The organism is Acinetobacter sp. ANC 4779 (assembly GCF_004331055.1).
Lineage (GTDB): Bacteria > Pseudomonadota > Gammaproteobacteria > Pseudomonadales > Moraxellaceae > Acinetobacter.
Genome location: NZ_SJNU01000008.1, coordinates 58,721 through 71,657, shown reverse-complemented (window position 1 = coordinate 71,657; position 12,937 = coordinate 58,721). Strand labels below are relative to the sequence as shown.

15 protein-coding genes are annotated in these 12,937 nt (G+C 38.8%); 3 read left to right on the top strand and 12 right to left on the bottom strand.

The window, feature by feature from the left end:
- Positions 1-38: 38 nt before the first annotated feature.
- The 12 genes from E0H80_RS10500 to E0H80_RS10445 form a co-directional block, all read right to left on the bottom strand.
- Positions 39-875: a DNA adenine methylase gene (locus E0H80_RS10500; RefSeq protein ID WP_131365584.1), complete on the bottom strand. Its 837-nt coding sequence runs from the start codon at positions 873-875 to the stop codon at positions 39-41.
- 43 nt (positions 876-918) lie between these two features.
- Entirely contained in the window at positions 919-1,032 is a 114-nt protein-coding gene (locus E0H80_RS17145; RefSeq protein WP_081399729.1) for a Com family DNA-binding transcriptional regulator, read from the bottom strand.
- A 180-nt stretch (positions 1,033-1,212) separates the two neighbouring features.
- Entirely contained in the window at positions 1,213-1,983 is a 771-nt protein-coding gene (locus tag E0H80_RS10490) for a hypothetical protein (protein WP_131365581.1), read from the bottom strand.
- Between the two features lie 266 nt (positions 1,984-2,249).
- Positions 2,250-2,696: a phage virion morphogenesis protein gene (locus E0H80_RS10485; protein WP_131365579.1), complete on the bottom strand. Its 447-nt coding sequence runs from the start codon at positions 2,694-2,696 to the stop codon at positions 2,250-2,252.
- Positions 2,696-3,091: a phage tail protein gene (locus E0H80_RS10480; protein WP_131365577.1), complete on the bottom strand. Its 396-nt coding sequence runs from the start codon at positions 3,089-3,091 to the stop codon at positions 2,696-2,698. The genes E0H80_RS10485 and E0H80_RS10480 overlap by 1 nt, the downstream gene beginning before the upstream one ends.
- Positions 3,092-3,094: 3 nt before the next feature.
- Entirely contained in the window at positions 3,095-3,685 is a 591-nt protein-coding gene (locus E0H80_RS10475) for an N-acetylmuramidase family protein (protein WP_131365575.1), read from the bottom strand.
- Positions 3,686-3,695: 10 nt separating this feature from the next.
- Positions 3,696-4,067, bottom strand: a complete 372-nt coding sequence (locus E0H80_RS10470) for a hypothetical protein (protein WP_131365572.1) — start codon at positions 4,065-4,067, stop codon at positions 3,696-3,698.
- Positions 4,068-4,078: 11 nt separating this feature from the next.
- Positions 4,079-4,282, bottom strand: a complete 204-nt coding sequence (locus E0H80_RS10465; protein ID WP_131218311.1) for a tail protein X — start codon at positions 4,280-4,282, stop codon at positions 4,079-4,081.
- Positions 4,279-4,677: a head completion/stabilization protein gene (locus tag E0H80_RS10460; protein WP_131365570.1), complete on the bottom strand. Its 399-nt coding sequence runs from the start codon at positions 4,675-4,677 to the stop codon at positions 4,279-4,281. The genes E0H80_RS10465 and E0H80_RS10460 overlap by 4 nt, the downstream gene beginning before the upstream one ends.
- Before the next feature lie 5 nt (positions 4,678-4,682).
- A complete protein-coding gene (gpM, locus tag E0H80_RS10455) occupies positions 4,683-5,534 on the bottom strand; it encodes a phage terminase small subunit (protein ID WP_131365569.1) in 852 nt (283 codons plus the stop codon).
- On the bottom strand, positions 5,534-6,562 hold the full coding sequence (locus E0H80_RS10450; RefSeq protein ID WP_131365567.1) for a phage major capsid protein, P2 family: 1,029 nt from the start codon (positions 6,560-6,562) through the stop codon (positions 5,534-5,536). The genes gpM and E0H80_RS10450 overlap by 1 nt, the downstream gene beginning before the upstream one ends.
- A gap of 52 nt (positions 6,563-6,614) precedes the next feature.
- Positions 6,615-7,496, bottom strand: coding sequence for a GPO family capsid scaffolding protein (locus E0H80_RS10445; protein WP_131365565.1), 882 nt, complete (start codon positions 7,494-7,496; stop codon positions 6,615-6,617).
- A gap of 138 nt (positions 7,497-7,634) precedes the next feature.
- Here E0H80_RS10445 and E0H80_RS10440 point away from each other — a divergent pair, with 138 nt between their 5' ends.
- The 3 genes from E0H80_RS10440 to E0H80_RS10430 all read left to right on the top strand — a co-directional run bounded on the left by E0H80_RS10440 (position 7,635) and on the right by E0H80_RS10430 (position 12,871).
- Positions 7,635-9,416, top strand: a complete 1,782-nt coding sequence (locus E0H80_RS10440; protein ID WP_131365562.1) for a terminase large subunit domain-containing protein — start codon at positions 7,635-7,637, stop codon at positions 9,414-9,416.
- Between the two features lie 71 nt (positions 9,417-9,487).
- Positions 9,488-10,486, top strand: coding sequence for a phage portal protein (locus E0H80_RS10435; protein WP_416224589.1), 999 nt, complete (start codon positions 9,488-9,490; stop codon positions 10,484-10,486).
- Positions 10,487-11,596: 1,110 nt separating this feature from the next.
- On the top strand, positions 11,597-12,871 hold the full coding sequence (locus tag E0H80_RS10430) for a sensor histidine kinase (protein ID WP_131365558.1): 1,275 nt from the start codon (positions 11,597-11,599) through the stop codon (positions 12,869-12,871).
- Positions 12,872-12,937 lie beyond the last annotated feature (66 nt).

Here is a 12,937-nt window from a genome sequence, read left to right as displayed (position 1 = left end):
TGTTTTTAAAGTGCGAGGACTTGAATCCTGTTTAACGCTTAATCAGGAATTTGAAAATTGGTGATGATCAGCTCTTTGCCATTATTTTCATCCTGGGCTTTGCTGTTTAATGACCAGCGGATTTTTTTGCTATGAAAATAGAAGCCATCAAATAACTCGCGCACCTCAGGTACATCATTCAGGCTTAAAATAAATTTACCTTTAATGTTTTTCAGTAATTCACGCAATTTAATGAAATCATCACGGCCAAAAATATCTTTGCCATAGTACTTTTCACAGTTGTAGTACGGTGGATCAAGATAGAACAAAGTGTCCTCCCGATCCATTTTTTGAATCAAAACATCATAATTCCGATTCTCAATATTTACTTTCTGCAAACGTTGATGAATTGCTGAAAGAACAGTTTTTAAGTCATCACCCAATTTTAATATTGGTGGACGTTCTACATGAGAAAAGAAATTCGGCTCGGCAACTTTTGCCCCAAAGCAGGTGCGTAGCAAGTAATAAAAACGCGCTGCGCGTTGAACGTCGGTCAGGGATGAATTTTTCTCGGCCTTTAAACGTTCAAACTCGTCACGACTGATCAGCTGCGTTTCAAATTCCTTTTCTAAGGCTTCAGGATGGTATTTAAATACTCGGTACAGATTAATTAAATCCCCATTTACATCATTAATGGTCTCAAGTGTAGACGTTGATTTTTTAAATAAGACCCAACCTGCACCGCCAAACACTTCGCAATAATGCTTATGTTCGGGCATCATCTCAATGATGGTACGGGCCAGTTGTGACTTACCGCCCAACCAACCTGAGAAAGACCGGCCAGAAGCGTTATAAATAGTTTTAGTTGAAATGTTAGGGTTAGTTTTCGGGGACATGTGTCGACTCCGTTGGTAGCTCTGGGCTATCTAACCTGACGCTCTAGGCGTTCCAATGATTTAGCACTCTGCAACGAGGGCATTTGATTTCAAGTTTTACTGTGAGTTTTTCTATGCGGCACAGTAATTTTCCGCATTTACACCTGAGTTCAATCATTCTTATGTAGAATTAAAAGATAGAGTGATAAATCATGAACAAATTTTTGCGAATAGGCGACCTATAAGATCCTGTTTAAGGCTTAAGCAGGAATTTAGAAAGTAATGTTAAAGTAGGAATTAGCTATATTTTAAGAATAAGACTAATAAGTTGATTCTAATCTCTATTAGTCTTTTATTTTTAAGTTTTATTTTTAAAAATATCTTTAATGACTTCAAGAGTATTATTTGAGGTGTTTGAGTGAAGTCTTTCTTTCTCTAATTCTATTGTAGATTGATCTTTTTCTAAAATGAAATTTCTCTCTGTTTTAACTAGTTCATTTAAAATCTCAGAAATTAATTTATGATTTTTTGTCGATTGTGCGATATTTAATGATAAATACTTTGCTTCTAAATTAGTTATTTCATTCTGATAGTATTTTATTTCATCTAAACTTTTCTTATAAAGATTTAAGAAGAAATAGGAAAAAAGTTCAATTAATAAAACAAAAATAGTTCTAGGAAAGATGTTTATAAATAGATCTGTTAAATCTTTTGATACAGGAGAGCTATGAATTGCAACACCTAGAACCATTAGCCCGATTATACTTAAAACTAATCCTATAAATAAATTAACATTCCCTTGTTTATTAAGTCTATCATTTTCTGAACTTAATCTATTTATTGAGCTCTTTATACTATATTGTAAATATTCATCACTGTTATTTTTAATAATATCATTTTTAATTTGATTAAAATATTCTTTTGTAAATCCTGTTTCAATATCATGTTGTATTTTTCTTAGTATAAATTGTTTTTCATCACCAGTAATTATGTTGTTTATTTTTTCATTACTATTGTATTCATTAGATTTCACAAGTTGGTGCAATTGTCTTCTGAGACTATCTAATTCTATTTGTAAAAGAGATGATGATGATGAATTACTTAAATAAGAAAAAAAAGCAAAACTCAAACTTAATCCTAGAATAACAAATATCCCAGTGCGAAATAGAGATTTATATTCAAAAAAAACTACAGGATTATAATATTTAAATATAATTAAGGATGATGCGATTGACATACTAATTATTAAAAATATTAATAAAATACGTAAATTTAGGGGAATAGCAGACATAGACATAAAATTATAAAGTAATTTTCATATGCTTAAAATTCTATTTGTAAAAATAGATAAAAGCAAATTCATAAAAATATATTCTTAATTTTACTATTAAATATTTACTTATTGGAGGTATTTAGAAATGAAAATATTTCATTCTGAATCCATTTTTCATCGTCTTTGCTAAATCCCACCAATGCTCGAATAGGGTATTTTGTGGCTTTGGCATAACGACTAGGCTTAATGGTTTTACCTTCTTGATGAACTTCCGCAATTTGTGCAATACGTCCACCAAAACCGACTGCAGCATGATCTGCAGAATATTCAGTTTTTATTTCTTTACCGATGTTTTGGAATAAAGCGCCTTGGCGCTTTTTATTTCCGATTTGATTGCGTTTACGCGGAATAAAACGATGGCCATCTGGATCTCGTTGCTGTTTGATTCGATCCCGAGTACGTACCCTTAAACCTTGAGCCAAACGTCGCATCAGTTCTCGTCGTTGGGTCGGTTCAAGACGCAGCGCAATCTGATCAAGCCAATGATCTAATCCAGCATAGGCATCCATTATTCAGTTCCTGCAGGTACAAATTTTCCAGACTTATCACTCCAGATCATTTCCGGACAAACATGGTACCCATTATCATCCATCACGATTTTATCGCGCTGCGGAAAATCAATCTCAAGATCAAAGGTATTGGCATCAATAATTTCACTGCTAAATGAAATTTGCACATCATTACCTGTTGCATCCAAATGCAGCTTTTTGGACTTGAGCCATTCACGAATCTGCATGATCACTTCAATCGGATCACCACGATAATCAAGGAAGAGCAACCGAGCCGTATATTCCATATAGCCCTTTGCCTGAGTGCCATTCACAATAAACAGATGACATTTATCTGCCGTCATCAATGGCAATTTTTCTTGCAGATAGGGCTTTAATGGAATTAAGGCTTGCATGACTTATGATCCTTCAGCAAATTTTTTATATGCATTTGCTAACTTGATATCGTAATTATTTTTTGCATAAGACTTGCCATTGTAGCCTAGTGCAAACGCTTTCCAGTCTTTGCTTTTAAGGGCATTTACAAGATTATTTACAGTAATATACCGGCACATGGCATCAAGTTGAGAGGCTTCATCTTTATACATTGCATTTATAAATGCTTGTAGTGATGTATAGCCCAAGAACTGCCAGTGATAGCCCATCACTTGACCAATGCCCCATGAACAGGACTCAAGGGCGGATTCACGATGATATTCAGCAGCAGCTGCTAATCGGCCATGCTGAGCAGAATATAAGCCATATGCACCAGATGATTTATTACAGAGGTCTGGTCGTTCTATTAGCATTATTCGCAAATCGAAATCACGCTTATTGGCAATTAAACGCTGACGCATGACATGACGTTCAAATAAAATCACCGGTGTGTTATCTGGATTAAATCCTGAGCCTCGACATTCCACTTCATGAATGGCTTGAAGGGCAGCAGTTTCAATCCCCAGTTTTTCGGCTTGTTGCTGAATTTGTTCAATAGTAAGTTTTTTTGACATTTCTCTTTTCCTATTTAAACATGGCAGCAAAGGCAGCTTTAATTTCAGCAATAATTTCACTGAATGCTTTACCTTTCCATAACTGCATGGATTGATACCCGATACCAATCAGCAACATGCCAAAGACGGCAAAAATCAGCATCACAAAACCTTGTGACTGCATGGAGTAATGGGCGAGTTGGTAATATTCAATAAAAGCCGATCCGCCATATAAGCTAATGGCCACACTAATCGCGAATTTTAAAATCACACCGATGGTAATTTTGATTCGACCTTGTGGATCTATATCACCGCTTAAAATCAGCGCTAAAATTGCGCCCATAATCGCGGCAATAATTTTTAAAAGCCACGGTAATCCCTTAATTGAAATAGGATCATTCATTCGGTTCCCCTTTAATCCCACAGTTTCAGTGAGGGTGTACTTTGTATTTGAGTTGTTTCAGGCAAAATAACGGTTTGATGCTCGTCTAAAAATGTTCCATGCAACTCAGGATTTAATTCAATCAGTACAGCCAAAACCTGTACTGAATTATCTTTAAAATAACGGTATGCAATAGCATCTAAAGTATCGCCCTGTATGGCATTGACTGTACTCATACCAGTTTGACCCGGTTACGTTTTCGGTTCGTCAGGTCAGCAATGGTGTGATTTACAATTCGACGTAGCGATTGAGCTTTTGCCTGTTGATTTTCCCCACGTGATTGACCATTTGTTGTGGTATCAAAATCCAGGTTCTCTTCACCAATCAATGCTGCTGCTTCATAACAGACCGCGCGTTTGTATTTTCGAATTTGGGTTTTTGTTTCTATTTTCAGTAAAAGGACCTGGTCATTGATGATGTCCATCGCTAACAGGATTTTTTCTGTAAGCAGAGATTCGCCCTTGGACTGATCTAAACGCACCGTACCCAACAAATCGGTAATACTGACGTTAGGACGCTCTGGATCAGGATTCGGAACTTCACTATTGGTCACCGGTGCGTTTAGCAGCATTTTCTTTACTCCGCTGACGAACTTGTGTCGCTAGACACATTAGAGTCGGTGGACGCAGGAACTGACGCATCTGCTGCCGAAGCATCAAGTGAATCAGCCTGCGAGCCGACAGTGGCGTCGGGAGACGACCCGGTTGTTTGCAGATTCAATAGCTTTTCAAGGGCGGCAATATCTTTTTTACAGCCGACTTTGCTATTGAGTCGCAAGGCATTTTTATAAGCATTGAGTGCTTCATGGGGTTGAGCTTCTTTTAAAGCATCCCCGGAAGCACGGTAAATTTTGGCACGGGCTTGATCGACCATTTGTTCGCCCACACCCAGCTCAATAATTCGTTTAATCAGTTCAGCATGGGCAAGAGCGAGGTCTGAATCATTCAGAAAATCTTCAGCACATTGTTCAGTGACAAACTCTGCAATATTGCGGCTATATCCTTCAGGCATGACCATATCATTTAAAAGGGCATATTCAGCAATACGAACAGCTAGGGCGTATTCACCTGCATCGACTGCCCAGATCATTAAGGTCACTAGCGTGGTGTTTTGGGCAGATGGAGAAACCGCCAAGCAGCCCTCGATATAGCCTAAATACTCAGGTAGCCATGCTATTTTTTTGGCAATTTTTTCCTGCGTTGACTTGGTGTCCTGCAGCTCGTTCATATGATTGAACAAACGCAATTCAATATTTGCTGCAGGAGAGGTTGGAACAGGTATTCTGCCTGTTCGATCACCTTCAGGCGCACCAGGATCAATGCCCATAATCACTTTTTTCTTGCGTAAACGTGGATCGAGGCTTTGAGCATTTTTTATTGCTTTTTGAGCCAGTTTTTTTTCACGGTTTTGGCGCATTGAATTCGACATTAGGCTTCTACCTCAATGTTTTCCAGTAGCACACATTTCGAATAGTCTTCCACCACGAAGTCTTCATTCACAGACTGGAAATCTACGGCACGATCCCATTCAGGCTGTTCGACAATGGAACGGTTTAAGGTACCTGACTGCATATAAATCGAAAGGTTATCCGGAGTCGTGATCAAAATCGTTTTTGCCGGGAATTTAGGGACATGCAAAGCTTGCAAGGTACCCAGCTGCTTATTGGCATAAATTGTTCGTGCAGCAAGCTGTTCGGTTGGATCTTGGATGGTATTCAGCAACGGCAAGTATTTGTCGCTCAAAATCCCACGGCCACAAATTGCAATCAATCCGCTTTCTCGATGTTGTTCAGCGATATATTCTTCAACCGCAAACTCAACCAGTCCATCGACCGTTTTAAACTCGTTGTCTGCACCGACTTTAATCACCAGATTACCGGTACCATCATCAACACCTTCATAATGCTGCTCCGGTGCAGTATCACGAATTTTTTGCAACCAGCCTTTTTTTACATCCTGTAAAAGAGGATTGGCGATCCGGTCAGAAGTAGGTGCACGATATAAACCATTAAAACCGATACACAGTTTGTCTAGCGCAATCGCTTTAATCACCATCGCCTGCAATTTGGCTTTAAAATCTGGATGGTGTTTCCAGGCATTTAGCAATGACCAGTAATACGCCACGTCATAGTTGGTCTGGGTACAGTCATATTCATCCAGTAAATCCAGTGTGCCGACGGCAACCGGTGTACGAGCTTTGACTCGGGTATCTGTGGTACCTGCAACAGAAGAACCAATTTGTAGCCCAATTTTTTCCCCCTTGGCATTATCAACCGGGAAAACATTAATTTGCTTTAAAAAGTCCGCAGACTCCTGGTAAGCGGCAATAATTTTTTGTTCAGGTACAGGCTGAACGGCAAAGGTGTATTTTGCATCTTCTACATTATTTGCACGTGCAATATCAGCGATATATGACGAAAGTTTAGTACGTGCAATAGGATTCAGAACGACTGACATAATTGAAAAATTCCTTGTTTATTTAATCAGAATGAAATCTGGTCAGTTTTAATTAGTATGCAACTTGGTCAGTATCACCACCGCTTGAAGCAGGTGGGTTATTGACAGGCGTTTTTGAAAGCTGGGTGAATTGCTGCTGTAAAGATTGGATAGACTGCACAATTGGAGCAAGCGCCTGACTTAATTGATCCTGTTCCGGGGTTGCAGGTACTTGCGTATTTTGGGTGACTGGAGCTGCAGGAATGGAAACTACAGCTGGGACTGCTAAGGTGTTAAATTTTTCATTCAGATCCTTAATCCCGTTTAAAGCAGTCACTAAACCTTGTGTCACCACGGCCTGGAAATCGTCAGGCTGAACTGCCGGTTTTGGTTGGCTCGGTGTAAGCATGCTTTTGAGCTGCTCTAAAAAACCTTTTTGATCATTGGGAACTGAACTGTTCTGTTCAGCCGGTGCTGTCGGAATAGACATAAAAATCTCCGCATTGGGTTGAGTGCGTACTGCAAATTGATTAGCTGAAAATTTGATAGGTTCAGTACCGAGCGAAGCAGGGGTGTCGGTCAAACCAAGACCCACCTGATAGGCAATTCCTGTTCCGGCAAAGTTGCGGTAAAACTCGATTGATGGATAAATTTTCTGACCGTCTTTATTCATGGACACAAAGTTCGGCAAAGCAGAAATGGTGTTATAAAGTGACCACTTGCCATCTTCCTGCACAGCTTCAACTTTGATGATGTCGCCATAGGCATTGAATGGCGGTTCGGGTGACCATCCTGAAAAATGCTCGAGATTGATTCGTGCCCCATATTTTTCCAGACTGTAACTTGAACCCATCTGCTGAATTTCCTGTCCAGTCAGTTCACGTCCATCAACTGTTTGACCTTCACGCGCAACTCGAAAACGTTTTTCAACACGCCCTTCACCTGCAAGTCCCATACAAATTTCCATCTATGTTTCTGATGTATGCAGTCTGCTTGTAAGGGGATATATGTCGCAACGACCAGAATCCTGTTTAACGCTTAATCAGGATTTTTCCATTTCGGGAAAATCTGTGCATAGGGCAACATTGAGGGCATGAATACACCTCAACCTATACAGTTCGACCTTATGAATCCCCGGCAACATGGACGAATCCTGTTTGCGATGGGCATGTCTGTCTCTGAAATTGCCAAACAAATCGAAGAAAATCGCGCCACAGTAGAAAGTTGGAAACAGCGCGATGCCTGGGAAAAAGCGGATTTATTTGATGACGTGACTTTGGGGTTAAAAGTCCGCTATATGGCTTTGACTTTTATGGATGGGAAGAGCAATGCAAATTACAAAGAAATGGATTTTATCGGGGTTCAATTTGAACGTTGGGCACGAATAGAACGCTATCGTGAAGGGGGAACACAAGCGGATCTCAATCCTAAACTTGAAAATCGTAATGATAAACCACGTAAGCAAAAACTGAAAAATCAGCTGACTGAAGAAGATTTACAGAAACTCGAACAAGCCTTTGAAGAATATCTATATCTGTATCAACAGGAATGGATGAATGCCATATCCTGGTCACGGATTTTCATTTTGCTGAAATCCCGGCAGATTGGTGCGACCTATATTTTTGCATTATGGGCGTTGATTGATTTGCTCAAAACAGGCAAGAACAAAATCTTCATGTCTGCTTCCAAGGCGCAGGCCTATCAGTTTATTGAATACATTAAAGCGTTTGTACTTGAAGTTTGTGGGATTGAACTGACCGGAGATCCCATTGTCATTAATGGACCGAATGGACAAGCGACCGTTTATTACCTAGGAACAAATGCCCTGACAGCCCAAGGTCGACATGGTGATGTCATCATGGATGAATTTTTTTGGATTCGTAATTTTCTGAAATTCAAAAAAGTGGCCAGTGCGATGGCTTCGCAAAAAATGTACAAACAAATTTACATGTCTACGCCTTCCAGTATTTTGCATGAAGCCTATGCATTTTGGACAGGCACAGACAGTAAACGTAAATTGCCGATTGAAATTGATATCAGTAAAACCGCTTTAAAATTACCTGTGAAATGTGCCGACCGCAAGACTCGGCAGATTGTCACTTTAGATGATGCTGAGGCTAAAGGTTGTGACCTATTTGATCGTGATGACTTGCTTGCAGAATATGGTGATGATGAGTTTGCCAATCTGTTTGATTGTGATTTTATTGATGACTCAGGCTCATATTTCCCACTCAAAGATATCATTCCCAATATGGTGGATTCATGGGAAGTCTGGAATGATTTTCATCCCAATGAAACGCCCCACTATCAAGGTGATGTCTGGTTGGGATATGACCCCTCATTTACCGGTGACAATGCTGCCTTGGCCGTGATTGCACCGCCACGTACACCATTAGAACCCTATCGGATTTTAGAAGTTAAACAGTTCAAAGGACTGACCGCACAGGAACAGGCGCTTTATATTAAAAAGGTGTGTGGACGTTATCACGTCATGTTTATAGGCATAGACAATACCGGTAATGGTATTGCTGTTGCAGAGCATGTGGCTAAGTTTTTTCCGGCTTTAACGCGTTTGAACTATAACCCTGAATTGAAAATACGTATGGGGCTACGTGCTAAAGAACTTTTTCAGAAAAGACGCTTACATTTTGATGCTGGTCTTACCACGGTAGCCAAAGCATTTCTTTCAGTTAAAAAAGCACTCACCAGTGGGGGTGGCAATAAAACGCTCATTACCACTCGATCTGCTGAAAATGGTCATGGTGACATGGCATGGGCAATCATGAACGGATTAGAGAATGCTCCGATTATTGATACCACTGATGCATCACAACAAGGCGCACAACGTAGCCGAATTCGAGTATTCAAATCATGAACTTAAATAATTTTATTCCTAAACCCCTACAACGGTTTAGTCCATTTTCTTCAGCACCGGCTGAGGCACCGATGGAAGTATCAGCCAAGACTTCAATTATCTGTCGTAACTTTGGACAACCTGAACCGGTACTGGATGGGCATGCTTTGTTTGAATATGGCTATTGTCCGAAATGGCTAGATTGGTATGACTTGCCCTATGACATGTTGGCTACTGCCAAACTGTTCCGGGCAACCAGTCATCACACCAGTGCACTAATTGTGAAACGCAATATTCTAACCAGCGATTTTATTCCTCATCCTTGGTTGAGCCGACATGAATTTAATGCTTTGGCATTAAACCTTCTGACTTTTGCAAATTGCTATGTGCATATCAAAAGAAATCATTTTGGGGGGATCATTGGACTCGGATCTCGACCTGCATTAAATATGCGTCGTGGTCTGGATTTGGAAAGTTATTTTCAGTTGGATTATGACCAGACCAAAAACCATAAATTTACACCTCAAGACATGATCCATTTATTTGAATCAGACATTGGGCAAGAGGTGTATGGCGTCCCCAATTATTTAAGCAGTGTGAATGCGATTCTACTGAATGAATCTGCCACCTTATTCCGTCGACGCTATTATAAAAATGGTGCTCATGCAGGTTTTATTCTTCACATGACTGATGCATTACAAACTCAAGATGATGTAGATGCCTTAGAAGATGCTTTGGAAAATTCCAAAGGGGCAGGCAACTTTAAAAATTTATTACTTTATACACCAGGAGGAAAAGAAAAAGGGGTGAATGTTATTCCTCTGGCTGAGGTGGCTGCTAAAGATGAGTTTTATAATATTAAGATTGCCAGTCGTGATGACCAGTTGGCTGGCCATCGTATTCCACCACAACTGATCGGCGTGGTACCGCAAAATGCAGGGGGCTTTGGTGATGTTGAGAAAGCCGCGAAAGTTTTTTATTACAATGAAATTGTTTACTATCAAAATCTAATGAAACAGATCAATGAACGGCTTGGGGTAGAGGTCATTCAATTTAAAGATTATGAGCTTCTTTCTACAAATATAAAGTAAATGGTCAGCAATATTTTATAACAAATAGATTTAAAATTATGTAGTTATAGTGTTTTAATTTCCTGTATTAAATCAAGCTGATGCTATCACATCAGCTTTTTTTTCGTCTCAAGATTCATCTCTATAAAAGGATTACTCCCACACACTTTAAAAAAAATAAAAACCAATAATAGAAAAATATCTTTCAAATAGATTTCAGATCGCAGCCACATCAAACGCAGTTCCCTCCCGCCTGCGCGCTTTCACTAAAAGTCATTATTTTGATGCAGTGGCAAGAATAGCTCAAACCAATGCTATCAAAGACTTTGAAGGGGATTTAATGTTTAGAGTTGATGCAAACTGATGCGCTCTGATGCAACTTATAAATTATAAAGCAGTAAGTACCTTTCCAAAGTTCAATTTAAAAAGAGATATTTAGGTTACAAATTTTAAAAAAGGATATTAATCACTGTAAGTATTTAATAAATAATAATATAAATTGTAACCTAAAAAAGGTTACTTGAGGTTACAAGCGTAACCTTTTAATAATAAATACTATATAAAACATAAGCTTATATATAGATCCCTTGTAACCTTATTTTGAGGTTACATGTAGCTTAAAAATAACCTAATTGTAACTTTTGAAAATTCTAATTTAAGTAATAAAATTCAATAATATATATACATAAAAAGGAATAAGTAACTTTTGTAACCTACTTTATAGCAATACTTCTACTTTGGAAAAAATATCAAAAATAACTGTTTATTTGATTAGTTTTCGGCCCGTACTTATATATTTAAAATTATGTATGTAATACGATGTACACAATTACCCACACCTTGATAATTACTTAATTGTTTACAAAGGAATTGGCGGTACTGACCCTCGGGACCAGATTCAAAAAACCCCAAGCCCATATTAAAAGCTTGGGGTTTTTTATTGGCTTAAGAAATTTTTACTTACATTTAAATATGGCATTCGTAGGATAAATCAAACAAATGGGGCTTAAATAGTCATATTTGTTTGATTTATGCACTTTTCCATTGTGCAAATTGTGAAAATTTGTTAATAAAGTTAGGCGTGATAATTAATTTTTACAACAACAACAATAGTGATTGGATGACTCTGATATGAAAATGCAATTGCTTGAAATAGGCGCGGAAACTGAGCAGCTTAGTGCATGTAAGCTTTCACTATTGTTAGGTGTTTTTACAGCAACCAATCAGGTTGAGCGTTTTTTAAGATTTTCACGTAAGATACTTGATGCACAGCAGGCTGTGCTGGCTTTCCATAATGAGCCTTATATTTGGTATTCCTCAAACCATGGTTTCAAGGCGTTCAGTTCGCCGGGTGAAACCTGTCTAAGTCCTTATTTTGAAGGACGGGCTTTTATTGATCATCAGCATGCTCAATATCCGAATCTGGTACAGCATGTGAGTCATTTTGGGGTCGAGGCTAAGCGTTATGTGGCTTTTGATCTGCGTCTCAGTGATGGTGTTTCAATTGGTCAGGTACTTTTTTTTGATTTACATCAAGAATGTTTTAATCTGGAAGATATTATCGCTGTTCAGGATTTCACCAATAGCCTGACCCATCTCGTTGAGCTGAAAGCAGATTATACCGAACTCAAAGAAATGTATGAGCAGCAAGTTGCACTCAATTTCAGTAAAACCAAATTTTTCCAGATTATTGCACATGACTTGAGAGCACCCTTTCACGGTTTACTCGGCTTTTCAGAAGTGTTGGCGCAAGAACGTGAAACACTTGATGAATCCAGTGTACAGAGTATTTCTGAATATTTGTACGAAACCGCACAATCGACCTATAACCTGCTAGAAAGTCTGCTGAACTGGGCAATGGCCGAAGGTGGGCGTTTTATTTATCATCCAATTAACTTTGAATTAAAACAGTCGACCAAAATTGTCTGTGATGTTTTGAATAGTCTGGCTATAAAGAAAAATATTCAGTTAATTGACCAGATTGAAGAAGATCTCAAAGTCTATGCTGACATCAACATGATCACTTCAGTGATTCAGAATTTGGTGTCGAATGCGCTTAAATTTACTCCAATTGATGGCACTGGAAAAGTGATCATTAGCGCAAATAAATCTGATACCGGCGTACATATTGCTGTTCGCGATACAGGTCTGGGAATGAGCCAGATGCAAATTGATCAACTTTTCCAGGAGTCTGTCACTGCCAGTATCAAGGGTACAGCGGGGGAAAAGGGTACAGGGCTCGGTCTGGTATTGTGTAAGCGATTCATTGATCTAAACCATGGCGAAATTTGTGTGGAGTCTATAGAAGGGCAGGGAACAGTTTTTAATGTCACCTTGCCGATAGCCACCAGTACCCATCAGGCTTTGGTTCAAGAACCAGTGCATATTGAAAAAGTAAAAGTATAGAAAGATAAATTTTCTTTTCCCCTATTTATCTTCAGCTGATATAACTAGAAAAAACTCGGCTGAAGG

Bases quoted from the DNA above. Each gene is read 5' to 3' on its own strand.
- E0H80_RS10450 (WP_131365567.1), bottom strand. From the start codon at position 6,562: ATGTCAGTCGTTCTGAATCCTATTGCACGTACTAAACTTTCGTCATAT.
- E0H80_RS10485 (WP_131365579.1), bottom strand. From the start codon at position 2,696: ATGGATGCCTATGCTGGATTAGATCATTGGCTTGATCAGATTGCGCTG.
- E0H80_RS10475 (WP_131365575.1), bottom strand. From the start codon at position 3,685: ATGTCAAAAAAACTTACTATTGAACAAATTCAGCAACAAGCCGAAAAA.
- E0H80_RS10470 (WP_131365572.1), bottom strand. From the start codon at position 4,067: ATGAATGATCCTATTTCAATTAAGGGATTACCGTGGCTTTTAAAAATT.
- E0H80_RS10460 (WP_131365570.1), bottom strand. From the start codon at position 4,677: ATGCTGCTAAACGCACCGGTGACCAATAGTGAAGTTCCGAATCCTGAT.
- E0H80_RS17145 (WP_081399729.1), bottom strand. From the start codon at position 1,032: ATGATTGAACTCAGGTGTAAATGCGGAAAATTACTGTGCCGCATAGAA.
- E0H80_RS10465 (WP_131218311.1), bottom strand. From the start codon at position 4,282: ATGAGTACAGTCAATGCCATACAGGGCGATACTTTAGATGCTATTGCA.
- E0H80_RS10435 (WP_416224589.1), top strand. From the start codon at position 9,488: ATGGAAGTATCAGCCAAGACTTCAATTATCTGTCGTAACTTTGGACAA.
- gpM (WP_131365569.1), bottom strand. From the start codon at position 5,534: ATGTCGAATTCAATGCGCCAAAACCGTGAAAAAAAACTGGCTCAAAAA.
- E0H80_RS10480 (WP_131365577.1), bottom strand. From the start codon at position 3,091: ATGCAAGCCTTAATTCCATTAAAGCCCTATCTGCAAGAAAAATTGCCA.
- E0H80_RS10500 (WP_131365584.1), bottom strand. From the start codon at position 875: ATGTCCCCGAAAACTAACCCTAACATTTCAACTAAAACTATTTATAAC.
- E0H80_RS10445 (WP_131365565.1), bottom strand. From the start codon at position 7,496: ATGGGACTTGCAGGTGAAGGGCGTGTTGAAAAACGTTTTCGAGTTGCG.
- E0H80_RS10430 (WP_131365558.1), top strand. From the start codon at position 11,597: ATGAAAATGCAATTGCTTGAAATAGGCGCGGAAACTGAGCAGCTTAGT.
- E0H80_RS10440 (WP_131365562.1), top strand. From the start codon at position 7,635: ATGAATACACCTCAACCTATACAGTTCGACCTTATGAATCCCCGGCAA.